Raw genomic sequence first — 21,884 nt, forward strand, 5'->3', positions numbered from 1 at the left:
CCTGTCAACGCCCTGCCTCCCTTCAGGTGTCGCGGCGCAGACCGGAAAGCGAGTCCAGCGTGTCGAAGTCGCGCAGGATTCCGTCATCGGGCATCTCCACCTCCACGAGGCGGTCGGCATGCCGCCCGACCAGTTGCCTGGCGCCGACATCGCCCTGAATGTCCCGCATCGGGGCGAAGAACTCACGCGCCCAGAGCACGGGATTGCCCTGCTTGCCGCGAAAGGTGGGCTGCACGATGGCGCGGCCTTCCTCCGGATCGAAGGCCCCCAGCAGACGCGCAATATTGGCGGCGGAAACCAGCGGCATGTCGCCCAGCGCCACCAACGCCCCCTCCGCCTCGGGCGGCACGGCGGCGATGCCGGCGCGGAGCGAGGCGGATAAACCCTCCGCGTAATCCTCGGCATGGACGAAGACGACGGGGCGCCCCGTCAGCGCCTCCTCCACCCGCGCCCGCTCATGACCCGTCACCACAATCACCGGGCGCAGCCCGCTGGCAACGACCTGGTCCACCACGCGCACCACCATGGGCGTGCCGGACCCGTCTGGCTCCAGGAGCTTGTTGCGCGGGGCCATGCGGCGCGACCGCCCGGCGGCCAGCACCACCCCGGCCACGTTGCGGGCCCTGCGCGGCGCCTGGCTCGGCTGCGCGGGGGCCTTGGCGCGGGGTAGGGGCCGCGCCTCGATCTCCTTCAGCAATCCGCCCACCCCCATCCCCATCACGTCCCGCGCCGAGACTGGCAGCCCGGCGAAGAAGCGCTGCAGCACCCAGTCGAAGCCGTTGAGCTTGGGCGAGCGGGCGCAGCCCGGCAGCACCATGGCCGGCGCCTCGCCCACGCTGCCGACGCAAAGCAGGTTGCCCGGGTCCACCGGCATGCCGAAATGCTCAATCTGCCCGCCCGCCGCGACGATGGCGGCCGGGCCGACGTCGCGCCGGTCCACCACGGCGGAGGCGCCGGCGATCAGCAGCATCTCCGCGCCCGCACCCATAAGGCGCTTCAGCGCGGCGGCGGTGGCATCCGTGTCGTGGGGCACACGCTCCACCGGCAGCAGGGTGCCGAGCAGCGCCTCCACCCGCCCCTGCGTCACCTCCACCGCGCCTTCCATGGCGCTTTCCTTGACGCCCGGAAGCTCGGTCATCACCAGCCCGACCTTGAAGGGACGGAAGGGATGCAGCGCGATGGCGCCGGGGCCGCGGCGGTGGATCATCGCCTCCGCTACGCCCAGCACCGCGCCCGGCACGGCGAAAGGGATGACCTTGATCGTCGCCAGCATCTCCTTGGGCGCGACGACGCTGTGGTTGGGCAGGGTGGCGACGGTCAGGCTCTCGTCCAGTGCGTTCACCGCGTCGATCAGCTCCGCATCCAGCACCAGCAACCCTGCCGCCTCGGCCAGCAGATTCGCCCGCCCCGTCGCCGCGCGCGACCGCGCGATCAGCGGCGAAAGCAGCGCGTCCGCGAGGCGCGAGGCCGCCTCGTCCTCCCCCACGTCGCCGGGGGCGAGGCGCGCCGCCGTCACCTCTGCGTGGCCCGCCTCGCGCAGCGCGGCGATGGCGCCCTCATCCAGCACCGTGCCCTTCTTCAGCACCCGCCCCGGCAGGCGCAGCGTGTGCGCCAGCACCGCCCCCTCCGCCTCCTCCAGGGGGGTGGGGCCGAAGATCATCGCCCACGCCTCCGCGCCACCACCTGCGCGATCACCGACAGGGCGATCTCGGGCGCCGTCACCGCGCCGATGTCGAGCCCGACCGGCGCGGCGATGCGGGCGATGGCGTCGTCGCCCAGCCCCGCCTCGCGCAGCCGCTCCACGCGCTTGGCGTGGGTGCGCTTGGAGCCCAGGGCACCGATGTAGAAGCAGGGGGAGCGCAGCGCCGTTTCCAGCGCCGGGTCGTCCAGCTTGGGGTCGTGGGTGAGGGTGACGACGGCCGTACGCGCATCGGGGCGCAGCGCGTCTAGCGCTTCGTCCGGCCATTCGTGCACCAGCGACACGCCGGGAAAGCGCTCCCCGGTGGCGAAGGCGCGGCGCGGGTCCACCACCGTCACCGCGAAGCCCATGGCGGCGCCCAGCGGTGCCAGGTGCTGCGCCACGTGCACCGCGCCCACCACGACGAGGCGCAAGGGCGGGTTGTGCGGCTGCACGAACCAGGATTCGTCGCCGGATGCGGTGGGGCCGGCCCGGTCCGCCTCCAGCGCCGCCCGCGCCGCCTCGGCCAGGGCCTCGGGCACCGCATCCTCGGGAAACAGGCGCTGCGCCCCGTCCGACAGCCGCGTCAGCAGCGCGACCGGCGTGCCGGCGGCGCGAGCGGCCTGGAGCCGCGCCAGGGTGTCCGGCGTCACCCGAGGCGCTCCACGAAGACCTTGAGCTTGCCGCCGCAGGCCAGCCCGACTTCCCAGGCCTGCTCGTCGCTGATGCCGAAGTCGAGCAGGCGCGGCGTGCCCTCGCGCATCACCTCGCGCGCCACCTCGGCCACCGCGCCCTCGATGCAGCCGCCCGAGACGCTGCCCTCCATGCGGCCGCCCTCCGTCACAGCGAGCATGGAGCCGGCGGGGCGAGGGCTGGAGCCCCACGTCTCCACCACCGTCGCCAGCGCCACGCGCTCGCCCGCGCGCAGCCAGTGTTCCGCGGTGCCCAGGATGTCCTCGCTCATCGTCGCCTTTCTTCCCTTCCGCCGGGGGCGAGCGCGGCCACCAGGTCGCGCAGGCTCTCGAGATTGTGCACCGGGCGGAACTCGTGGACGTGCGGCAGCATCGCCCGGATCCCCTGCGATCTTGGCTCGAACCCGGCGTAGCGCAACAGCGGGTTCAGCCAGACCAGCCGGCGGCAGGAACGGCGCAGCCGCTCCGTCGCCTCGGCCAGTCCGGCGCCCCCCTCGCGGTCCAGCCCGTCGGTGATCAGCAGCACCACCGCCCCCTGGCCCAGCACGCGGCGGCCCCAGCGGCGATTGAACTCCTCCAGCGCCTCGCCGATCCGCGTGCCGCCCGACCAGTCGGGCACCATGTGGCCCACCATCTCGAAGGCGATCTCGGGATCTTTGTGGCGCAGCTGCCGGGTGATGTTGGACAGGCGCGTGCCGAACACGAAGCACTGCACCCGGTCGCGCTCATTCACGACTGCGTGGAGGAAGTGCAGCAGCACCTGGGCGTAGCGCGCCATGGAGCCCGAGATGTCGCAGATCGCGACCAGCGGCGGCGGGCGCCGAACGCGGCGACGCCGGGCGATGCCCGCGATCTCGCCGCCCGTGCGCGCCGCCTCGCGCAGCGTTCCGCGCAGATCCACGCGCGGGCCCAGCGGGTCGCGGCGGAAGCGCCGCGTGGGCCGAGTGTCCAACCGCAGGGCGAGACGGCGGATCTCCCGCTTGGCGGCGGCGATCTGCTCGGCGCTCATCGCCTCGAAATCCAGGCGCCCGAGCGCCTCGCGCTCCGAGACGGTCATGGCCGCGTCCTGCAGCGGCTTCTCCTCGCCCGGCGGCGGGGGAGGGGGACGCGGCCCGGCCATGGCTTCCGCCAGGCGCCGCCCGCCGGCGCGCGGTTTCTCCTCCGGCCGTTGCGCCTCGGTCAGCGCCAGGGCGGCGCCGGCCCTGGCGCGCTCCGGGTCGCGCCAGAACAGGTCGAAGGCGGCATCGAAGAGCAGGCTCTGGTCGTGGCGGCGCACCAGCGTCGCGCGCAGCGCCGCCTTCACCACGGCGCGCTGCTCCACCCCCGCGAGGCTCACCGCCTCCGCCGCCCGCAGCGCCTCGCCCGGGCCGACCGGCAGCCCGGCGCGGCGCAGCAGCCGCACGAAGCCTAGGATGTTGGCGCCGAGCGCGGCGGCCGGCTCCGGCACGTCCAGCGCGTCGCGCGGCGGGATCACGGGGTGGCCTGCCGCACCTCGGTCACGAGGCGCGCCGCCTCCTCGCCCTTCAGCTTGGCGATGTCGTCCTGGTACTTCAGCAGCACGCCGAGCGTGGCGTCCACCGCGCCGCCCTCCAGCTCCCGCGCGTCCAGCGCCGCGAGCGCATTGGCCCAGTCGATGCTTTCCGCCACGCCGGGCAGCTTGAAGTAGTCGCCCTGCCGCAGCCGCTGCACGAAGGCGACGATCTGCGCCGAAAGCCGCTCCGGCACGCGCGGCGCCCGCAGCCGCAGGATCTCCCGCTCCCGCGCCGCATCGGGGTAGTCCACCCAGTGATACAGGCAGCGACGCCGGATGGCGTCGTGCACCTCGCGCGTGCGGTTGGAGGTGATGATGACGACGGGCGGCACATCAGCGCGCAGCGTGCCCAGCTCGGGGACGGAAAGCTGGAAGTCGGCCAGCACCTCCAGCAGGAAGGCCTCGAAGGGCTCGTCCGCCCGGTCCAACTCGTCGATCAGCAGGACGGCCGGCTCGCCCTCCAGCGCCTGGAGCAGCGGCCGCGCCTCCAGGTACTTCCGGTCGTAGATGGTGGACTCCACGTCCGCCACCGCGCCCGTCGCCTCGGCGACGCGGATGGCCATGAGCTGCCGCGCGTGGTTCCACTCATAGGCCGCGGCCGACAGGTCCAGCCCGTCATAGCATTGCAGCCGCACCAGACGGCGCGGCAGCTTCGCCGCCAGCACCTTGGCGATCTCCGTCTTGCCCGTGCCCGGCTCGCCCTCCAGGAAAAGCGGCCGCCCCATCCGCAGCGCGAGGTGGACGGTGGTGGCCAGCGCCGTGTCGGCCACGTAGCCGCCCTCAGCCAGGAGGGCGGCGGTGGCGGCGACGGAGTCCGGCGTCACGACGACAGGAAGATCAGGTAGAGCACCACGATCATCGCCGGGATGCCGATCACCGCCGGCAGCGGCAGGCCGAACAGCTCCGCCGGGAACATCGGCTTCACCGGGATGTGCTTGTGGGAGATCGGGGCGGGGGTGGAAAGCCCGGCGCCCGGCATTGCCACCGGGGTCATCTGCGCCGCCAGCCGGTCGAAGAACAGCCCGGCCATCTGGTTGGCGGTCGAGTCGATCAGCCGCCCTCCCAGCTGGGCCATCTTGCCGCCCACCTGCGCCTTCACGTTGTAGCGCAGCAGCGTCTCGGAGGGGCCGACCTCCTCCAGATGCACGTCGGCGCCGCCCTTGGCGAAGCCCATCGCGCCGCCATTGCCCTCGCCGGTGATGGTGTAGCTCTCGGGCGGGTTCAGGTTCTCCAGCTTCACCTTGCCGCCGAACTTCGCGGCCATGGGGCCGATCTTCAGCGCGACGCGGGCCTGGAACTCGTCATCGGCCGTCTTCTCGATGTGCTCGCAGCCGGGGATGGCCATGCGAAGCCGCTCGGGGTCGTTCAGCGCTTCCCAGACCTGGGCACGGGGGGCGGGGATCCGCCGCTCGCCGGACATTTCCATCGTGGTCGCTCCAATCCTTTCCGCGTGTCATACCCCCCCGCCCGGCGGGAGGCAAAGCCCGGGCGTGGTTGACCCCTTGGTCGATGTCTGGGAAAGCCGAAGCAAAGCCCGGCGGTTTCGTGTCCGCCCCGCCGGCCGAGGAAAGGCCCATTCCCATGCCCTACGTCATCGGCGCCGACCTGCCCGACCAGCCTGCCGGAGAGCGCTTCCGCGCCCTGCTGGAGCGGCCGGAAATCTTGCGTATCCCCGGTGCGCATCTCGGCCTCGCCGCGCTGCTGGCGAAGAAGCAGGGCTTCGAGTCCCTCTACCTTTCCGGCGCGGCGATGAGCGCGACGATGGGCCTGCCGGACCTCGGCATGATCACGATCGAGGACGTGTGCTTCTTCATCCGCCAGGTTTCCCGCGCCACGGGCCTGCCGATGCTGGTGGACGGCGACACCGGCTATGGCGAAGCGCTGAACGTCATGCACATGGTCCGCTCCTTTGAGGACGCGGGGGCGGGCGCGGTCCACCTGGAGGACCAGCTCCTGCCCAAGAAGTGCGGCCACCTGAACGACAAGAAGCTGGCCAGCGCGGACGAGATGGCGGCCAAGGTCGCCGCCGCCCGCAAGGCGCGCCGCCACCTCTACGTCATCGCCCGCACCGATGCCGTGGCCAGCGAGGGGATGGACGCCGCGGTGGACCGCGCCAAGCGCTACCTGGAGGCGGGCGCCGACGCCATCTTCCCGGAGGCGCTGACCACGGCCGAGATGTTCCGCGAATTCGCCGCCCGCATGCCCGGCGTGAAGCTGCTGGCCAACATGACCGAGTTCGGCCGCACCCCCTTCTTCACCGCCGAGGAGTTCGGCGCCATGGGCTATTCCATGGTGATCTGGCCCGTTTCCCACCTGCGGGTCGCGGCGAAGGCGTGGGAGGCGCTCTACGCCCAGATCGCCGCCGAGGGCGGCACCCAGGGCGCGGTGGAGCGGATGCAGACCCGCGCCGAGCTCTACGCCACCATCGGCTACCACGAGTACGAGGCGCTGGATGCCTCGCTGGTCCGCACGGTGATCCCGCAGGGGATGCCGCAAAAGGCCTGACCCCCATATGGGGGGACGCATGTCGCCCCCCCTTCTCATCGGCTCCGAGATTTATCGCGGCTCCACCTATGGGCCGAAGCATCCGCTCGCCATCCCGCGCGTCTCCACCACGCTGGACCTGATCCGCGCCCTGGGCTGGCTGGACGAGCGCCGCTACCTCGACAGCCCCCGCGCCACGCCGGAACAGCTGGCGCGCTTCCACGACCCGGACTACGTCGCGGCGCTCCAGCGGGCGGAGGCGGCGCAATCCGTTTCCCCGGAGGATCGCGAACGCTTCCGCATCGGCGCCGACGGCAACCCCGTTTATCGAGAGGTGTTCCGCCGCCCAGCCACCGGCGCAGGCGGCACCATGCTGGCGGCGCGGCTGACCGCGCGGGGCGGGGTGGTGCATGTGCCCGGCGGCGGCACGCATCACGGCATGCGGGCGCGGGCCAGCGGCTTCTGCTACCTGAACGACGCCGTGCTCGGCCTGCTCGCCTGGCTGGATCTGGGGCTGACGCGCATCCTGTACCTCGACATCGACGCGCATCACGGCGACGGGGTGGAGATCGCCTTCCGGAACGATCCGCGCGTCGTCACCCTCTCGGTCCACGAGAAGGGGCGCTGGCCCTTCACCGGGCTGACCCACGGCCCATGCGGCGCGCTGAACCTGCCCGTGCCCCAGGGCTTCCACGACACGGAGATGCGCGCCCTCCTGCACGGCGCCATCCTCCCGGTGATCGAGGCGCTGCGGCCCGAGGCCATCATGCTCCAGTGCGGCGCTGACGGGGTGGAAGAGGACCCGCTGGCGCGGCTGTCCCTGTCCAACAACGCCCATGCCGAGGTGATCGCGGCGGTGATGGGGCGCGCGCCGCGCTTCGTCCTGCTGGGCGGCGGCGGCTACAACCCCTGGACCGTGGCGCGGTGCTGGGCGCGGGGCTGGGGCGTGCTGAACGGCCGCACCCCACCCGAACGCCTGCCGCCGCCCGCCGAGGCGGTGCTGCGCGGCCTGTCCTTTCACCGCGCCGTCGGCCGCAACCCGCCGGAGCATTGGTTCACCACCCTGGCCGACGTGCCGCGCGAGGGCGAGGTGCGGCCCGAAGTCGCCTCCTTGCTGGCGGGACTGCCCGCCATGCTGGAATCCGTGGCAGAGTGCGCCGCATGATGCGACGCCTGCTCCTGCTCGCCGGGCTTCTTGCCCCGTTCTCCCTCGCGGCCCAGCCGGGCGTGGACCGGCCGCAGCCCAAGCTGCCGGAGGAACGGTTGGCGATCGTTTCCCGTGACGGAACGCGCCACGAGTTCCGCGTGGAGATGGCGGTGCGGCCCGAGCACCAGACCATCGGCATGATGTTCCGCACGGAGATGCAGCCGGAGGAGGGGATGCTGTTCGACTGGGGCGCCCCGCGCGAGAGCACGATGTGGATGCGCAACACGCTGATCCCGCTCGACATGGTGTTCATCGCCGCCGATGGCCGCGTCCATCGCATTCACGAGCGCGCGGTGCCGCAAAGCCTCGCCACCATCAGCAGCGGCGGCCCGGTGCGCGCGACGCTGGAACTTCAGGGCGGCACTGCGGAGCGGCTGAACCTGCGTGTGGGCGACCGCGTGGAGCACCGCGTCTTCGGCACTTCGCGCTAAGCCCGGCGCGAACAAAAATGGCCCCGCAAAGCGAGGCCCGCGCGGCTCGAAACCTGTCCACAAAGGCGACACGTCCGAGGCGCGAGCGGCGCCCGGATGGGCGCCGCAAAACAAAGTTGGTCCTCGCTAAGCGAGGACGAACATCGGCACCGGGGCGCCCTCGGTGTCCTTGAACTTCACCTTCACCTTCTGTCCGCACTTCAGCGAGTCGAGGTCGCACTCGATGATGTTGGTGAGCATGATCGGCCCCTCGTCCAGCTGGACATAGGCCACGCAGAACGGCTCCTTCCCGCGCGCGACGCTCCAACTGTAGATGGTGCCGGTGCCCTTCGCCTCCACGAACTCCACATTGTTGCTCAGCGTGAAGGGGGAGACGTGGCGCGGGTAGTGGAACAGCTTGCCTGTGTCGTTGCACTTGCCGAGGATCAGCTTGCCCGCGCGGCAGCCGTCGAAATACACCTTGTTGTCCGGGCTTTCCTGCGGCGCCGCCGGCTGGCGGTCAAAGGCCATGGTCGCCATGGATGCTTACTCCCTCTCCAGGATCACGGTGCCGCAGCCATGCCGCGTGCCCAGGTTGCCGCCCTTGCCGTTCGCCAGCACCAGCGACGAGTCGGGCACCTGCACCGCCGGATGCGCCTCGCCGCGCGCCTGGCGCACCGCCTCGATCACCTTGGTCATGCCGCCGCGGTTGGAGGGGTGGTTGTTGCACAGCCCGCCGCCATCCGTGTTGAAGGGCAGCTTGCCGGTGCCGCTGATCAGGTTGCCGTCGGCCACGAACTTGCCGCCCTCGCCCTTGGCGCAGAAGCCCAGATCCTCGATCTGCACCACCACGGAGATGGTGAAGCTGTCGTAGATCGATGCGTACTTGATGTCGGACGGCTTCACGCCCGCCTTCTCGAAGGCCATCGGCCCCGACATGGCGGCGGCGGAGTAGGTGAGGTCGATGCCGCCCGCGTTCTGGTGCTTGTAGGCCTCGCCCCAGCCCTTTACGCCCACCTTGGGCCGGTTCAGCGACTTCGCGATCTCTGGCCGCGCAACGATCAGCGCGCCGCCGCCATCGGAGATGACACAGCAATCGAGGCGATGCAGCGGATCCGCCACCATGGGCGAGTTCACCACGTCCTCCACCGTCACGACCTTGGGCAGCATCGCGTGCTTGTTGTGCTGCGCGTGGTGCGAGGCGGCGACCTTCACCCAGGCCAGCTGCTCGGAGGTGGTGCCGAATTCGTGCATGTGGCGCGTCGCGACCATGGCATGCATGGTGGCGATGGTGCGGCCATAAGGCAGCTCGAAGCTTTCATCTGGCACGCCGACGCCGGCGGAGCGCACGGCCGTGCCGGTCTGCATCCCCTCGGCGCGCGGGCGGCCGGCGAGGGTGATGAGCGCGACGTTGCACTTGCCCTGCATGATCGCCTCGACCGCATGGCCGACATGGATCACGTAGGAGGAGCCGCCGGACTCGGTCGTGTCGTAGTGGCGCAGCTTGGTGAGGCCCATGTAGTCGATCATGGACAGCCCGCCCATGCCGGGCGCATCGCCGGCGCAGAAATAGCCGTCGATGTCGGAGGAGGAGAGCCCCGCATCCTGCAGCGCGCCGAAGGCGACCTCGGCATGGAGCTGCGCGGTGGACTTGTCCTCGGCCTTTCGGGTGGGGTGCTCGAAGGCACCCACGATATAGGCGGGGTTTTTCATCGGCTGTCTCGGCTTCCTCCAGTCTCGCGGCGGGAGGTTTCACCCACGCCGGGCGTTCGTCAACCCAGGCCCAGCCTTTGTGCCAGCCCACGGAACATCGCGATCTGCGCAACGACATGCGCGCGCGTTTCCTCGGGGCCGAGGATGCGCGGCACGCTGCCCAGGCGCCGCGTGGCCGTCAGCCAGGCCTCGTCCTGCGCCAGCGCGGCGATCACGCCAGACCAGTAGCGCGACGCGGCCTCCGGCAGGTTGGCCGGCGCCGCCACGGCGTTCCACCCCGCGAGGTCGGCGAGGCCGGGCATCCCCGCTTCGCGTGCCGTCGGCGCGTCTGGCAGGTCGGGCAGGCGCGCGGCGGTGCTGACCACGAGGGGGCGCACGCGACCGTCGCGGATCGCGCCCATCATGTCGCCGAGGTTGTTGCCGACGAACTGCGCCTGCCCACCGAGCAGCGCCACCAGCGCGTCGCCGCCACCACGGAAGGGCAGGGCCTGCGCCGCGTCCAACGGCAGTTCCGCCAGCGCCATCATCTGCCGCACGCCAAGATCGAGGATGGTGGCGGGGCCGGAGGTGGCGAAGTTCAGCCGGCCTGGCGCCTCGCGCATCGCCGCGAGCAGCGCGCGCAGATCGTTCCAGGGCGCATCCGCCCGCACGCAGACCACGAAGGGATTCTCGTCGAGCAGGCCGAGCCAGGTGAAATCCTCCGGCGCATAGGGCGTGCGCGAATCCGTCGCCGGCAGGATCGCGGAGGAACCGACGCGCGCGAGCAGTAGCGTCGTCCCGTCGGGACGCGCGCGCGCGACGTGCTGCGTGCCCACAGCGCCGGAGGCCCCGGTGCGATTTTCCACCACCACGGGCGGTGCGCCTGCGCCCATGTGTCGAGGCGCGTGCTGCGCGAAGAGACGCGCGGCAAGATCAGCAGCGCCGCCCGCGGAGAAGGGCGCCACCACTGTCACCGGACGATCGAGCATGAAGGAATTGCCTTGCGCGAAGGCGGGCAAAGGCAACAGCGCAGCGAGGCTGCGTCGCGTGATGCGGATCATTTTTGGATCCTCCCTGTTCGCTCGATGATGTGACGTGAATCCCACTGTGGAAATCCATAGGGTTGCCCTCGTCTTTCACGTCATGCTACGGACTGTTTCATGAAGACCGAAACTGGCTTGTTGGTGGGCAGCCACCGACATCCCCCAGTGGTCCGTGCGTCGATGACCCTTCCGACGCGCCGGCCCCCATCGCAGGGCCGCCAGAACAGATACGCCACCTGTGCCCTCGTGGCCGGTGTGCTTGCTGTGACGGCGCCTGCCACGGCCGCTGCATCCCCAGACAGGGGAGGGCAGGAGGTCCGCAACTCTGTCGCGAGCGCGCGAACGGGCGTCGCGCCCGCACGCGCGCATCGCCGCGCGGAGATGCGTCGCAGCGAAAGACATCATGCCTCGGCGGCGACGCCACGCATGCGCGACGCGCCGGAGGAGCTGATCCCCGTCACCGGTTCCAACCTTCGCCATCAATTCTCATCACCCCGCGCCGCCTGTCTCGCCGCCACGCGGCGTGCCGAGGAAGTTCACGACGTTCCGCGCGGCCTTCTCACCGCCATCGCCCTTTCCGAAAGCGGGCTGCACGCCTATGCGCTCAGCATCGGCGGCCGCTCGCACTTCCCTTCGTCGCGCGAGGAAGCGCGCCAGATCATCGATTCCGCGCCGGTCCAGAGCTCCGTCATGGCGGGCTGCGTGCAGGTGAATGCGCGCGTCCATGCGCGCAACAGCGACTGGCCGCTCGATCCTTTCCGCGCCGCCGACTGGGCAGGCGGGATGATGGCGCGCTGGGCGCGTGAGACGGGTTCCTGGCCGGAGGCGCTGAGGCGCTGGCATGGCGGTTCGCCAGCCTCCACCCAGCGCCTCGTGTGCCGCGTGCGTGCAAAGCTGGAAGTGACGGCGCCCGGGACCGAGATGTTCGAGGGCTGGAATTGCGGCGACGCGCGGGAAACGCGTCGCAATGGCCGGATCCATCTGAGCCGCGCCGCGGAGGAAGGGTGAAGGAGGGTTACTCCTTCACCGCCCCCGTCAGGCTGGACACGTAGTAGTCCACGAAGAACGAGTAGAAGATGGCGACGGGCAGCGAGCCGAGCAGGCTGCCCGCCATCAGCGCTCCCCACTGGTACACGTCGCCCGTCACCAGCTCCGTCAGGATGGCGACGGGGACGGTCTTGTTGTCGCTGCTCTGGATGAAGGCCAGGGCGTAGATGAACTCGTTCCAGCTCAGCGTGAAGGAGAAGATCCCCGCGCTGATCAGTCCCGGCACGGCGAGGGGCAGGGTGATCTGCCACAGGATCTGCAGCCGCGACGCGCCGTCGATCAGCGCGCATTCCTCCAGCTCGTAGGGGATGGACTTGAAGTAGCCGATCAGCAGCCAGGTGCAGAACGGCACCAGGAAGGTCGGATAAACCAGGATCAGCGCGAGCGGACTGTCGAACAGCCCCAGCTGCACCACAATCGTCGCCAGCGGGATGAACAGGATGGAGGGCGGCACGAGGTAGGCGAGGTAGATACCGAGCCCGACATACTGGCTGCCGCGGAAGCGCAGGCGCTGGATGGCATAGGCCGCCAGGGTGCTGGCCAGCAGCGACAGGAAGGTTGAGCCGATCGCCACCATCATCGTCGTCATCAGCCAGGACGGATAATCCGTCTCGAAGAGCAGCTTGCGGATATGCGCCAGCGTCGGCGAAGTGATCCAGAACGGGTTGTGGGTGGCGAAGTCGTAAAGCTCCGCATCCGGTTTGAAGGCGGTGATCGACATCCAGTAGAACGGAAAGAGCAGAATGATGACGAAGCAGGCCAGCGGCAGCCAGAGCACGACCATGCGCCGCGCCTTGCTGTCCCACTGCATCGCCTCCGGGGCGGCAGTCGAGCTGTTGCTCATCGGTCGTTCCTCCTCGCGCGCCGCTCAGTCATTGCCTTCGCCCTGCTGCCACTTCCGCCGCGCGAGGGCGAAGTAGGAAAAGAGTGTCGCGAAGACGAGAAAGGGGATCATCGCCACCGCGATCGCCGCGCCCTCGCCCAGCTGCCCGCCCGGGATGCCGCGCTGGAAGGCGAGGGTGGCGAGGAGGTGGGTCGAGTTCACCGGACCGCCGCGCGTGATGGCGTAGACCAGCTGGAAGTCGGTGAAGGTGAAGATGATGGAGAAGGTCATCACGATGGCCAGAATGGGGAGCAGCATCGGGAAGGTGATGTAGCGGAAGCGCTGCCAGGGCGAGGCGCCGTCCAGCAGCGCCGCCTCATAGAGCGAGGGCGAGATGGTCTGCAGCCCTGCCAGCAGGCTGATCGCCACGAAGGGGATGCCGCGCCAGATATTGGCCGCGATGAGCGACCAGCGCGCCGGCCATTCGGAGCCGAGGAAGTTGATGTTCGTTTCCCGCCAGCCCAGCACGTCCTTGAACACGTAGGAGATGATGGAGAATTGCGGGTCGTACATCCACCAGAAGGCGATGGCCGACAGAACGGTGGGCACGATCCACGGCAGCAGGATGATGGCGCGCAGCATCGACTTGAACGGCAAGTGCTGGTTCAGCAGCAGGGCGAGCCAGAGGCCCAGGCTGAACTTTCCGACCGTCGCAACCGCCGTGTAGAAGACGCTGTAGAACACCGCGCTCCAGAAGATCGGGTCGGTGAACAGGAACTCGAAATTCTCGAGCCCCACGTATTGGCCAGCGCGGCCGATCGTCTGGTCGGTGAAGGCCAGCCAGATGCCGAGGCCGAGCGGGTAGGTGAGGAAGACGGAAAGCAACCCGACCGCGGGCAGCAGGCAGGCGACGACCAGCACCGCCTTGTTGTCGAAGAACCGCGCCAGCGCGGAGGGCTGAGGGCGGGTGCGGGACCAATGTGGAGTGGCGACGGCGTCCATGGCGGTGCGGCCTCACAGGATGCGGGGGCTGCGCGGCAGGGTGCCGCGCAGCGGGACGGCGAAGCTCAGCGCCGGCGGAAGAAGCGCTGCGCGCGGCGCTCGGCCTCGCGCACCGCCTGTTCCGGCGTCGCCTGGCCCGACGCGACGGAGGCACACATCTGCACCATGACGTAGTCCGCGTTCGCGGCTGCCGTGCCCTCCGTGATGGGGCCGCTGTAGCCGTTGTAGAACTCGGTATCCATGGTGTCGCGGAAGATCTCGACCTTGGGGTCGCTCTTCCACACGGCGCTGTCGTTGTAGGCGTTGAGCGGCTGCGCCCAGTAGCCGAGGTTGGCCTGCAGCCACGGATCGTACTGCTCCACCTCCATCAGGAAGGCCAGCAGCGCCTTGGAGGCGTTGGGGAAGCGGCTGTGGCGGAACACCATGGCGTTCAGCGTCAGCCCCCCCATGGGCGGGGAGGAGGCGAGACCCTTGGGCAGCATCGAATGCTGCGTGTCGTCGGCGATGGCGCGCGTCGCCGGGTCGTTCTTCAGGGCGAAGTAGAGCGACACGCCGTTGGTCGTCATGAACAGCTCGTTCGACGCATAGGCGCGGTTGTTGGAGATGTCGTTCCAGGCGATCGTACCGGGGATGAAGGTAGGATACAGCTCGCGCAGGTAGTTCAGCGCGTTGATCGTCTCGCGCGAGTTGATGCCGACCGAGCCGTCCTCGTTCACCAGCTTGCCGCCAAAGGACCAGACCAGCCAGTTGGCAAAGGAGTTTCCATCGCCCACGGCGTTGCCCAGTGCGAAGCCGGCGGGCTTGTTCAGCCGCTTCAGCTCCTGGCACAGGCGCAGGTAGTTGGCGTGATCGTCCGGGATGCTCTGGAACCCGGCCTCCCGCACCGCGGATTGCCGCCAGACCATCGGCCCGCCAGAGGCGCCGAAGGGCAGGCCGATCCAGTTGTTGGTGCCGTGCCGCTTGCCGTAGCGCTGCGCCAGCCGCTTCCAGCCGCCATATTTTTGGCCCAGGTACTCCGCCACGTCGGTCAGCTCGATCAGCTTGTCCTGGTAGACATGCGGCGCGTCGGAGAAGCCGATGATGAGGTCGGGCCCGGCGCCGCTGTTGGCGGTGACGGCGGTCTGCTGGTTGATGTCCTCCCAGCCGACGAAGTCCACGCGGACCTGGATGTTGTGCTGCTGCGCGAAGCGGGCGACGTTGGCGCGGAACACCTCCTCGTCCGGCTGCACGAAGCGCACCGGTCGCAGCATGCGCAGGCTCGCCCCGCTCTCGATCGGCAGGCGCGGAGCGGTGGCGTTGCCGGTCGGGATGTTGGATTGCGCGAAGGCGGGGGCGGCAGCGAGGCCGGCCCCCAGCGACGCCAAGCCGCGTCGCGTGATGTTGAAGCTCATCCTGACGGTCCTCCTTGTTTGTTCCGGCGGGCTAGAGCCTCTGCCCGCTCTCCTTGTCGAAGAGATGCACCTGCGCCGCCTGCGGCAGCACCGGAAGGATGTCGCCCGAGCGCGCCGCGATGCGTTCCCGGAACACGCCCTGCACGGGGGTGTCGCCGATTCGCATCATCACCAGCGTCTCGCTGCCCATGGGCTCGACAAGCTGGATGCGCGCCTGCATCCCGTCCCCGGCGAGGCGGAAATGCTCCGGCCGGATTCCGTAGATGGCCGGCCCCTCGCGCGCGGGCTGGCCCGCTGGCAGGGGCCAGGAGGTGCCGTCGGAGGTGACGAAGGCACCGCCTTCGACCCGCCCGTCCAGCAGGTTCATGGCGGGGCTGCCGATGAAGCCCGCGACGAACAGGTTCTGCGGCCGGTCATACAGCTCCAGCGGCGGCCCCGCCTGCCGGATGTGGCCCAGCTCCATCACCACGATCTTGTCGGCCATGGTCATGGCCTCGATCTGGTCGTGGGTGACGTAGACGGTGGTGACGCGCAGCCTCTGGTGCAGTTCCTTGATCTCGGAGCGCATCTGCACGCGCAGCTTGGCATCGAGGTTGGAGAGCGGCTCGTCGAACAGGAAGACCTGCGGGTCGCGCACGATGGCGCGGCCCATGGCGACGCGCTGGCGCTGGCCGCCGGAAAGCTGGCGCGGATAGCGCTCCAACAGCGCCTCCAGCCCCAGGATGCGCGCGGCGCGTCCCACCTCGCGCTCCATCACTTCCTTGGGTGCCTTGGCCAGCTTCATGGAGAAGGCCATGTTCTGGAACACGGTCATGTGCGGGTAGAGCGCGTAGTTCTGGAACACCATGGCGATGTCGCGGTCCTTGGGCGGCACGGTGTTCACCACCCGCCCGCCGATCGCGATCTCGCCGCCCGTGATGTTCTCCAGCCCCGCCAACATCCGCAGCAGGGTGGACTTGCCGCAGCCCGAGGGACCGACGAGGACGACGAACTCCCCGTCCTCGATGTCCACGGACACGCCATGGAGGACGGCGGTGCTGCCGAAGGCCTTGCGGACGTCGCGAATTTCAACAGTCGCCATCAGAGCCTCGACACCTGGGTTTCCTTGGAGGTGATGAATTCCAGTAGGGCGGGCTTGCCGTCCCGTGTCGCCTGGATGCCGCGCTGGATGGCGGGCACGATGTCCTCCGGCCGCTCCACCCGCTCGCCATGGCCGCCGAAGGCGCGCGCCATCGCCGCGTAGTCGCCGGAGATGTCGGTGGTGCGGTACTTCTCCGTGCTGAGCGCCATGATCTTCAGCTCGATCGCCATGGAAAAGTTGTTGAGCAGGATGGACAGGATCGGGATGCGCTCGCGCACCGCCGTCTCGAAATCCATCCCCGTGAAGCCGATAGCGGCGTCGCCCCAGACGTTGATGCAGAGCTTGTCGGGCGCCGCCAGCTTCGCGCCCATGGCGAGGCCGAGCCCGTAGCCCAGCTGCGTCGTCTTGCCCCAGCCCAGGTAGGAAAGCGGCGTGCGCGACACCCAGAAGGGCGAGAGCTGGTCGCGCGGCGAGCCGGCGTCATGGGTGATGATCGTCTGGTCGGGATCCACCGTGCGATGGAGGTCGCGCAGCACGCGGTAGGGGTTGAGCGGCGCGTCGTTGCTGTCGCGCTTCGCGGCCCATTGCGCCAGCCAGGGGGCGCGGCTTTCCTCGATCTCCCGCGCCACCGTGGGGTGATCCAGGCCCTTGTGGCCCTGCATTTCCGCCAGCAGCGCCTCGATCACCAGACCGGCATCGCCCAGCAGGCCGATGTCGCAGCGGATATCCTTGTCCAGATGGTCCGGATCGAGCGTCGCGTGAATGTATTTGGGGCCCTTCGGCATCTTGATGCCGAAATTGGTCTCGGTGAAGGAGCAGCCGATCCCCAGGATGACGTCGGCCTTGTCCAGGAAGTGCCGCACCGGCGCAGGCATGGCGAGGCCGCCCGAGCCGAGCGAAAGCGGATGGTCCTCCGGGAAGCTCGACTTGCCGCCCAGGCTGGTCGTCACCGGCGCGCCCAGCACCTCGGCCAGGCGGCGCAGCTGGTCCCAGGCGCGGGCCCAGTGGATGCCGGTGCCGGCGTAGATCACGGGCCGCTTCGCGTTGCGAAGCATCTCCGCCGCGCGCTTCACGTCCAGCGGGTCGGGGCCGGAGCGCGCGGCGACGACCGGCTCGTATTCCCAGTTCTCCGGCATGTCCTCGTTGAACATGTCGGTCGGGATCTCGACCACCACCGGCCCACCGCGACCGTTGCGCAGCCGGGCAAAGGCGCGGCGCATGATGTTGGGCACCTCCGCCGCGCTCATCACCGCCTCGGTGCTCTTGCTGATGCCGCGCATCTGCACCGTGGAGTTGAAGTTGGGCGGCACGTGGGCGATGCGGCGCGGATAGCCCATGGGCAGCACCAGCACCGGCACACTCTCGCCGAAGCATTGGGCGACGCCGCCATAGGCGTTCTCCGCCCCAGGCCCGTGCTGCATGCAAAAGGCGCCGAGCTTGCGGCCCGAGGTGACGCGGCTGATCGCGTCGGCCATGTGCAGGCCGATGCGCTCCTGCCTCACCATGACCGGCCGGATATCGATGGCCGCTGCGTGTTCGATCAAGTGGTTCACCGGATATCCGGTGAGCACCTCGATGCCCTCGCGCTGCATGATGCGCGCGATCGCGTCGCCGACCTTCATTCCCGGCCGTCCTCCCATCGTCTCGTTGTGGGGAGGCTAGACCCCGCTTTGCGCGCTCCGCAAGTGTGGCATGCTTTGTCCATGCCCGAGCCCCTCCCTCCCGCCGAATTCGCCGCGCTGCTCGTCCGCGCCGGCATCGCCCTTCCGGAACGGGAGGCGGAGGATCTCCGCCTCGCCCATCCGCGCCTCCTCGCCATGCTCGCCACCCTGCGCGATCCGCCGCCGGCGGCGGAGGAGGAGCCCGCCTTCACCTTCGCGGCGGGAGACGAGGCATGATCCCCACCATCGCCGAGGCCGCGCGCCGCATCGCGGCGAAGGAGGTCTCGCCCGTCGAGCTGGCGCGGGATTCGCTGGCCCGCATCGCCAGGCTGGATTCCTCGCTGCACGCCTTCATCCGCGTGACGGAGGAGCGCGCAATGCAGGATGCGAAGGCTGCCGAGGAGCGGCAGATGCGCGGTGCGCTGCGCGGCCCGCTGGACGGCATCCCTTTCGGCCACAAGGACATCTACGAGACGGGAGGAATCCCCACCACTGCGCATTCCGCCCAGCTGCGCGACCACGTGCCGGCGCGCGACGGCTTCACCGTCCGCAAGCTGGCCGAGGCGGGCATTGTGCTGATGGGCAAGCTCGCCACCCACGAATTCGCCTTTGGCGGGCCGAGCCGCGACCTGCCCTGGCCGCCGGCCGAAAATCCCTGGGGCGCCGGGCATTTCACCTCTGGCTCCTCCTCCGGCACGGGGGCGGCAGTGGCCTCCGGCATGGTGCTGGGCGGGACGGGCAGCGACACGGGCGGCTCCATCCGCGGCCCGGCGGCGCTATGCGGCATCGCCGGCATCAAGCCCACCTACGGGCTGTGCTCGCGCGCCGGGATCCTGCCGCTGGCGCAGACGCTGGATCATGCGGGCCCCATGGCCTGGACCAGTGAGGATTGCGCCCTGCTCCTCGCCGTCATGGCGGGGCATGACCCGGAAGATCCGGCGAGCGCCGACCGCCCGGCGCCCGACCTTTCCTTGTCGCGCGAATGGCGCGGGCGGCGCATCGGCGTGATCCGCCACTTCCACGAGCAGGACAATCCGGTCACCCCGGCCACGCTGCGCGGCATCGAGGAAACGGCGGCGATCTTCCGGGGCCTCGGCGCCACGGTGGAGGAGGTGACGCTGCCCTCCCTGCACGAGTTCTACGCCGCCGGCTGGATCATCCTTTCGGCCGAGGCGTTCGCGGTGCACGAGCAGCGGATGCGCGAGACGCCGATGCTGTTCGGCGAGAATCTGCGCGGCCGCCTCGCCCTGGGTGGCCTGGTGTCCTCCGCCGACTACCTCCAGGCGCAGCGGCGCCGCCGCACCCTCATCCGCCGGACGGCGGAAGCGGCTTCCGGGTTCGACCTGCTGCTCACCGCCGCCGCGCCGGGCGAGGCGCCGCGCATCGACGACGTGCCGAAATGGGCGAGCCTGGAGAAGCCCAACTTCACCGTGCCCTTCAACATGCTCGGCTGGCCGGCGCTGACGGTCTGCACCGGCTTCGGCGAGAAGAACCTGCCCGTGGCGGCGCAGATCATCGGCAAGCCCTGGCAGGACGGGCTGGTGCTGGCCGCCGGCCATGCGGTGGAGCGCGAGAACGGCCACCGCGCCAAGCGCCCCACCGTGGGGGAGATGAAGCCGGGCTAAGCCTCGGGCGCGAAGACGCGCAGCGCCCCGCGCAGCACGCGGAACCGCGCGGGGGTTTCCGTCGTCACCTCGCCATCCGTGTTCACGGGCATGGGGCGGCGGGTGCGGATCTCCGCCTCGGTGAAGGAGGCGGTGCGCACATCGGCGAGGAGACGGTGCCGCCCGGTGCGGAACAGCGGATAAACCAGCGCCAGCTTCCACAGGCGCCGCGCCTCGATGCTGTAGAGGTCGAGTCGCCCGTCATCGATCGCCGCATCCTGCTTCACCGTCATGCCGCCGCCGTAGTGGCGGCCATTCCCCACCGCGACCTGCAGGGAGCGCAGGATGCGCCGTTCTCCGCCGCAGCGCAGTTCCACCGCGAAGGGCCGGGCGCGCCACACGGCACGGGCGGTGGCGATGGCATAGCCCAGCCGCCCCCAGCGCTGCTTCACCGCGCCGCTCAACTCCCGCGCCACCGCCACGCTGAGGCCGATGCTGGCGACGTTGAAGAACAGCTGCCCGTTCACCTCGCCGAGATCCACCGGGCGCGCCTGGCCGGCCGCGATCACCCCCACCGCGCCCGGGATGTCGAGCGGGATGGCGAGGGTGCGCGCGAGGTCGTTCGCGGTGCCCAGGGGCAGGATGCCGAGCGGCAGGCCCGCCTCGCGCAGGGCCGGCGCGGCGGCGTTCATGGTGCCGTCCCCGCCGCCCAGCACGACCATGTCCACCGTGCTCGCCGCGGCGCGGATCGCCTCACGCAGCTTTTCGCCGTCGCCGCACTCGCCGCGCGTGACCTGGAGCCCGGCCTCGCGCAGCGCCGTTTCCGCATCCTCGGCGGCATCCGCGCCGCTGCGGCTCTTCGCATTGACCAGGAGCAGGGCGCGCGGCCCCGGATTCGCGTCCTTCATGTCTGGCCGCGCCGCTGCAGGGTCAGGAGGATCAGCCAGCACAGCGCGGCCCAGCCGGCGCCCACCGCCCAACCGGCCAGCACGTCGCTCGGCCAATGGACGCCCAGATAAACGCGGCTGAAGCCGATCAGCAGCACCAGCAGCGCCGCGACCACCAGCGGATAAACCTTGGCCCGGCGCCTTTCCTGCACCCGCGACAGCAGTGCCCCCAGCGTCAGGTAGACGATGGCGGAGAGCATGGCGTGGCCGCTCGGAAAGCTTTGCGAGTAGACGGACTGGCCATGCGGGACGAGGTCGGGTCGCGGCCGGCCGAAGCCCCATTTCAGCCCGTGACTGACCACGACGCCGGAGGCGATGGACAGCAGGACCAGCATCGCCGCTTGCCGCCTGCCGGTGAGCAGCAGGAAGCCGAACACCGTCGCCGTCACCAGCAGGAGGACGCCCGTGCCGCCCAGCGCGGTGAAGTCGCGCATCATCTCCTCGAACCAGCCGGGGCCCCAGGGGTCGGTCGGGTCCGCCTCGCTCCGCAGCGCGAGCAGCAACGCGTGGTCCAGCGAATGGGTGTCGCCATCCGCCACCTCCAGGGCCACGCGCGCGAAGCCGAACAGCCCGACCCCCACGATGACCAGCGCCAGCAGCGTCCCGCGCTCGGCGGCCGTGACGCGCCGGGTCAGGCCGCGCAGCCAGCCCACCGCCTCCATCCTGTCTTCCATCCGGTCACCCGCCTCCTCGTCGCCAAGCAACGTTCCGCCCGCGCGAATGTTGGCGAGGGACAAGGGGAAGGGTGGACGCGCATGACTCAGGATCGTCTGGTACTTTTCGGCCGGATGGGCTTCGCCGCGCGGGGCATCGTGAACCTGCTGGTGGGGGGGCTGGCGCTGATGGCGGCGCTGGGGCGCGGCGGCGAGGCGACGGGCGCGCGGGGCGCCATCGGCACGCTGCTCACGCAGCCCTTGGGGCTGATCATCCTCGGGTTGCTGGCGCTGGGTCTGTTCGGCTTCGCCCTGTGGCGCTTCCTCCAGTCGCTGCTGGACGCGGACGGGGTCGGGCGGGACCGCAAGGCGCTGATGCGGCGGGCGGGGCAGTTCATCTCCGGCGTGATCTATCTCGGCCTGGCCGGCTTCGCCGCCAGTCTCGCGCTCGGCGGGGCAGCGGGGGGTGGCGAGGGTGAATCGGCGCGCGACTGGACGCGCTGGCTGATGAGCCAGCCCTTCGGGCGCTGGCTGGTCGCGGCGGTCGGGCTCGGCGTCGTGGGCGCCGCATTCGGCATGGCGCGCAAGGCCTGGACCGCCTCGTTCTGCGAGAACCTGTCCTGCAATGGCCGGATGGAGCATGGGGTGAAGCGCCTGGGCCAGGCGGGCTACGCGGCGCGGGCCGTGGTCTTCGTGGTGATCGGGCTGTTCCTGCTCCTCGCCGCCTGGCAGCACGACCCGAACGAGGTGCGCGGCCTGGGCGGCGCCCTGGTCGCCCTGCGCGCACAGCCCTTCGGGGCGGCGATCTTCGGCATCGTGGCGGCGGGCCTCTTCGCCTTCGGCCTGTTCGGACTGGCGGAGGCGCGGTTCCGCCGCATGCGGACCCCGCCCGAGGCCCATGCCGTGGGGGCGATGCTGTCGCCCGGCCGATAAGGGCG

The 21,884-nt window shown here is 70.2% G+C and carries 23 protein-coding genes; 7 read left to right on the top strand and 16 right to left on the bottom strand.

Going from position 1 to position 21,884, the window contains the following annotated elements:
* Positions 1 to 22 precede the first annotated feature (22 nt).
* The 6 genes from OF850_RS05755 to OF850_RS05780 are packed head-to-tail and all read right to left on the bottom strand — an operon-like array spanning position 23 to position 5,327.
* Positions 23 to 1,660 carry a molybdopterin-binding/glycosyltransferase family 2 protein gene (locus OF850_RS05755; RefSeq protein WP_301588966.1) on the bottom strand — a complete coding sequence of 546 codons (1,638 nt, stop codon included), beginning with the start codon at positions 1,658 to 1,660 and terminating at the stop codon, positions 23 to 25.
* Positions 1,657 to 2,331 carry an XdhC family protein gene (locus tag OF850_RS05760; protein WP_301588967.1) on the bottom strand — a complete coding sequence of 225 codons (675 nt, stop codon included), beginning with the start codon at positions 2,329 to 2,331 and terminating at the stop codon, positions 1,657 to 1,659. Before OF850_RS05760 ends, OF850_RS05755 begins: the two co-directional genes overlap by 4 nt.
* Positions 2,328 to 2,642, bottom strand: coding sequence for an XdhC family protein (locus OF850_RS05765; protein ID WP_301588968.1), 315 nt, complete (start codon positions 2,640 to 2,642; stop codon positions 2,328 to 2,330). Before OF850_RS05765 ends, OF850_RS05760 begins: the two co-directional genes overlap by 4 nt.
* Positions 2,639 to 3,844 carry a vWA domain-containing protein gene (locus OF850_RS05770; protein ID WP_301588969.1) on the bottom strand — a complete coding sequence of 402 codons (1,206 nt, stop codon included), beginning with the start codon at positions 3,842 to 3,844 and terminating at the stop codon, positions 2,639 to 2,641. The genes OF850_RS05765 and OF850_RS05770 overlap by 4 nt, the downstream gene beginning before the upstream one ends.
* Positions 3,841 to 4,725, bottom strand: a complete 885-nt coding sequence (locus OF850_RS05775; RefSeq protein ID WP_301588970.1) for an AAA family ATPase — start codon at positions 4,723 to 4,725, stop codon at positions 3,841 to 3,843. The genes OF850_RS05770 and OF850_RS05775 overlap by 4 nt, the downstream gene beginning before the upstream one ends.
* The gene (locus tag OF850_RS05780) at positions 4,722 to 5,327 is read right to left on the bottom strand and encodes a CoxG family protein (RefSeq protein ID WP_301588971.1); all 606 of its coding nucleotides are present in this window, start codon (positions 5,325 to 5,327) and stop codon (positions 4,722 to 4,724) included. Before OF850_RS05780 ends, OF850_RS05775 begins: the two co-directional genes overlap by 4 nt.
* Positions 5,328 to 5,482: 155 nt before the next feature.
* Here OF850_RS05780 and prpB point away from each other — a divergent pair, with 155 nt between their 5' ends.
* The 3 genes from prpB to OF850_RS05795 are packed head-to-tail and all read left to right on the top strand — an operon-like array spanning position 5,483 to position 8,023.
* Entirely contained in the window at positions 5,483 to 6,406 is a 924-nt protein-coding gene (prpB, locus tag OF850_RS05785) for a methylisocitrate lyase (protein ID WP_301588973.1), read from the top strand.
* A 19-nt stretch (positions 6,407 to 6,425) separates the two neighbouring features.
* On the top strand, positions 6,426 to 7,550 hold the full coding sequence (locus OF850_RS05790; protein ID WP_301588974.1) for an acetoin utilization protein AcuC: 1,125 nt from the start codon (positions 6,426 to 6,428) through the stop codon (positions 7,548 to 7,550).
* On the top strand, positions 7,547 to 8,023 hold the full coding sequence (locus tag OF850_RS05795) for a DUF192 domain-containing protein (protein ID WP_301588975.1): 477 nt from the start codon (positions 7,547 to 7,549) through the stop codon (positions 8,021 to 8,023). The genes OF850_RS05790 and OF850_RS05795 overlap by 4 nt, the downstream gene beginning before the upstream one ends.
* Before the next feature lie 126 nt (positions 8,024 to 8,149).
* Here the strand turns inward: OF850_RS05795 and OF850_RS05800 are convergent, their stop codons facing one another.
* Genes OF850_RS05800 through OF850_RS05810 form a run of 3 tightly spaced genes read right to left on the bottom strand, consistent with a single transcriptional unit; the run spans position 8,150 to position 10,755 of the window.
* Positions 8,150 to 8,542 carry a Zn-ribbon domain-containing OB-fold protein gene (locus tag OF850_RS05800; RefSeq protein ID WP_301588976.1) on the bottom strand — a complete coding sequence of 131 codons (393 nt, stop codon included), beginning with the start codon at positions 8,540 to 8,542 and terminating at the stop codon, positions 8,150 to 8,152.
* Between the two features lie 6 nt (positions 8,543 to 8,548).
* Positions 8,549 to 9,715 carry a thiolase domain-containing protein gene (locus tag OF850_RS05805; RefSeq protein ID WP_301588977.1) on the bottom strand — a complete coding sequence of 389 codons (1,167 nt, stop codon included), beginning with the start codon at positions 9,713 to 9,715 and terminating at the stop codon, positions 8,549 to 8,551.
* Between the two features lie 59 nt (positions 9,716 to 9,774).
* Positions 9,775 to 10,755 (bottom strand): tripartite tricarboxylate transporter substrate binding protein, encoded by a 981-nt coding sequence (locus OF850_RS05810; RefSeq protein ID WP_301588978.1) that lies wholly within the window; start codon positions 10,753 to 10,755, stop codon positions 9,775 to 9,777.
* Positions 10,756 to 11,163: 408 nt separating this feature from the next.
* On the opposite strand from OF850_RS05810, the gene OF850_RS05815 reads away from it, so the two are divergent.
* Positions 11,164 to 11,745: a transglycosylase gene (locus OF850_RS05815; protein ID WP_301588979.1), complete on the top strand. Its 582-nt coding sequence runs from the start codon at positions 11,164 to 11,166 to the stop codon at positions 11,743 to 11,745.
* 7 nt (positions 11,746 to 11,752) lie between these two features.
* Here the strand turns inward: OF850_RS05815 and OF850_RS05820 are convergent, their stop codons facing one another.
* The 5 genes from OF850_RS05820 to OF850_RS05840 all read right to left on the bottom strand — a co-directional run bounded on the left by OF850_RS05820 (position 11,753) and on the right by OF850_RS05840 (position 17,721).
* Positions 11,753 to 12,628 carry a carbohydrate ABC transporter permease gene (locus OF850_RS05820; protein WP_301588980.1) on the bottom strand — a complete coding sequence of 292 codons (876 nt, stop codon included), beginning with the start codon at positions 12,626 to 12,628 and terminating at the stop codon, positions 11,753 to 11,755.
* A gap of 24 nt (positions 12,629 to 12,652) precedes the next feature.
* Positions 12,653 to 13,609 (bottom strand): carbohydrate ABC transporter permease, encoded by a 957-nt coding sequence (locus OF850_RS05825; RefSeq protein ID WP_301588981.1) that lies wholly within the window; start codon positions 13,607 to 13,609, stop codon positions 12,653 to 12,655.
* A 65-nt stretch (positions 13,610 to 13,674) separates the two neighbouring features.
* Entirely contained in the window at positions 13,675 to 15,000 is a 1,326-nt protein-coding gene (locus OF850_RS05830) for an ABC transporter substrate-binding protein (protein ID WP_301588982.1), read from the bottom strand.
* Positions 15,001 to 15,031: 31 nt separating this feature from the next.
* Complete coding sequence (locus tag OF850_RS05835) at positions 15,032 to 16,081, bottom strand: ABC transporter ATP-binding protein (RefSeq protein WP_301588983.1); 1,050 nt, start codon at positions 16,079 to 16,081, stop codon at positions 15,032 to 15,034.
* Entirely contained in the window at positions 16,081 to 17,721 is a 1,641-nt protein-coding gene (locus OF850_RS05840) for a thiamine pyrophosphate-requiring protein (protein WP_302474161.1), read from the bottom strand. Before OF850_RS05840 ends, OF850_RS05835 begins: the two co-directional genes overlap by 1 nt.
* A 63-nt stretch (positions 17,722 to 17,784) precedes the next feature.
* Here OF850_RS05840 and OF850_RS05845 point away from each other — a divergent pair, with 63 nt between their 5' ends.
* Positions 17,785 to 17,979: a hypothetical protein gene (locus tag OF850_RS05845; protein ID WP_301588985.1), complete on the top strand. Its 195-nt coding sequence runs from the start codon at positions 17,785 to 17,787 to the stop codon at positions 17,977 to 17,979.
* On the top strand, positions 17,976 to 19,367 hold the full coding sequence (locus OF850_RS05850) for an amidase (protein WP_301588986.1): 1,392 nt from the start codon (positions 17,976 to 17,978) through the stop codon (positions 19,365 to 19,367). The genes OF850_RS05845 and OF850_RS05850 overlap by 4 nt, the downstream gene beginning before the upstream one ends.
* Here OF850_RS05850 and OF850_RS05855 read toward each other — a convergent pair.
* Both OF850_RS05855 and OF850_RS05860 read right to left on the bottom strand, forming a co-directional pair.
* Positions 19,364 to 20,254: a lipid kinase gene (locus OF850_RS05855; protein WP_301588987.1), complete on the bottom strand. Its 891-nt coding sequence runs from the start codon at positions 20,252 to 20,254 to the stop codon at positions 19,364 to 19,366. The two genes, OF850_RS05850 and OF850_RS05855, sit on opposite strands and share 4 nt — an antisense overlap.
* The gene (locus OF850_RS05860; protein ID WP_301588988.1) at positions 20,251 to 20,967 is read right to left on the bottom strand and encodes a phosphatase PAP2 family protein; all 717 of its coding nucleotides are present in this window, start codon (positions 20,965 to 20,967) and stop codon (positions 20,251 to 20,253) included. The genes OF850_RS05855 and OF850_RS05860 overlap by 4 nt, the downstream gene beginning before the upstream one ends.
* A gap of 81 nt (positions 20,968 to 21,048) precedes the next feature.
* Here OF850_RS05860 and OF850_RS05865 point away from each other — a divergent pair, with 81 nt between their 5' ends.
* On the top strand, positions 21,049 to 21,879 hold the full coding sequence (locus tag OF850_RS05865; RefSeq protein ID WP_301588989.1) for a DUF1206 domain-containing protein: 831 nt from the start codon (positions 21,049 to 21,051) through the stop codon (positions 21,877 to 21,879).
* Positions 21,880 to 21,884: the final 5 nt, after the last annotated feature.

Origin of the sequence: Sabulicella glaciei (assembly GCF_026183895.1) — a bacterium.
GTDB lineage: Bacteria > Pseudomonadota > Alphaproteobacteria > Acetobacterales > Acetobacteraceae > Roseococcus > Roseococcus glaciei.

Coding starts and splice junctions, on each gene's coding strand:
- OF850_RS05755 (WP_301588966.1), bottom strand. CDS start 1,660: ATGATCTTCGGCCCCACCCCCCTGGAGGAGGCGGAGGGGGCGGTGCTG.
- OF850_RS05765 (WP_301588968.1), bottom strand. CDS start 2,642: ATGAGCGAGGACATCCTGGGCACCGCGGAACACTGGCTGCGCGCGGGC.
- OF850_RS05780 (WP_301588971.1), bottom strand. CDS start 5,327: ATGGAAATGTCCGGCGAGCGGCGGATCCCCGCCCCCCGTGCCCAGGTC.
- prpB (WP_301588973.1), top strand. CDS start 5,483: ATGCCCTACGTCATCGGCGCCGACCTGCCCGACCAGCCTGCCGGAGAG.
- OF850_RS05790 (WP_301588974.1), top strand. CDS start 6,426: ATGTCGCCCCCCCTTCTCATCGGCTCCGAGATTTATCGCGGCTCCACC.
- OF850_RS05795 (WP_301588975.1), top strand. CDS start 7,547: ATGATGCGACGCCTGCTCCTGCTCGCCGGGCTTCTTGCCCCGTTCTCC.
- OF850_RS05800 (WP_301588976.1), bottom strand. CDS start 8,542: ATGGCGACCATGGCCTTTGACCGCCAGCCGGCGGCGCCGCAGGAAAGC.
- OF850_RS05805 (WP_301588977.1), bottom strand. CDS start 9,715: ATGAAAAACCCCGCCTATATCGTGGGTGCCTTCGAGCACCCCACCCGA.
- OF850_RS05810 (WP_301588978.1), bottom strand. CDS start 10,755: ATGATCCGCATCACGCGACGCAGCCTCGCTGCGCTGTTGCCTTTGCCC.
- OF850_RS05815 (WP_301588979.1), top strand. CDS start 11,164: ATGCGCGACGCGCCGGAGGAGCTGATCCCCGTCACCGGTTCCAACCTT.
- OF850_RS05820 (WP_301588980.1), bottom strand. CDS start 12,628: ATGAGCAACAGCTCGACTGCCGCCCCGGAGGCGATGCAGTGGGACAGC.
- OF850_RS05825 (WP_301588981.1), bottom strand. CDS start 13,609: ATGGACGCCGTCGCCACTCCACATTGGTCCCGCACCCGCCCTCAGCCC.
- OF850_RS05830 (WP_301588982.1), bottom strand. CDS start 15,000: ATGAGCTTCAACATCACGCGACGCGGCTTGGCGTCGCTGGGGGCCGGC.
- OF850_RS05835 (WP_301588983.1), bottom strand. CDS start 16,081: ATGGCGACTGTTGAAATTCGCGACGTCCGCAAGGCCTTCGGCAGCACC.
- OF850_RS05840 (WP_302474161.1), bottom strand. CDS start 17,721: ATGGGAGGACGGCCGGGAATGAAGGTCGGCGACGCGATCGCGCGCATC.
- OF850_RS05845 (WP_301588985.1), top strand. CDS start 17,785: ATGCCCGAGCCCCTCCCTCCCGCCGAATTCGCCGCGCTGCTCGTCCGC.
- OF850_RS05850 (WP_301588986.1), top strand. CDS start 17,976: ATGATCCCCACCATCGCCGAGGCCGCGCGCCGCATCGCGGCGAAGGAG.
- OF850_RS05855 (WP_301588987.1), bottom strand. CDS start 20,254: ATGAAGGACGCGAATCCGGGGCCGCGCGCCCTGCTCCTGGTCAATGCG.
- OF850_RS05860 (WP_301588988.1), bottom strand. CDS start 20,967: ATGGAAGACAGGATGGAGGCGGTGGGCTGGCTGCGCGGCCTGACCCGG.
- OF850_RS05865 (WP_301588989.1), top strand. CDS start 21,049: ATGACTCAGGATCGTCTGGTACTTTTCGGCCGGATGGGCTTCGCCGCG.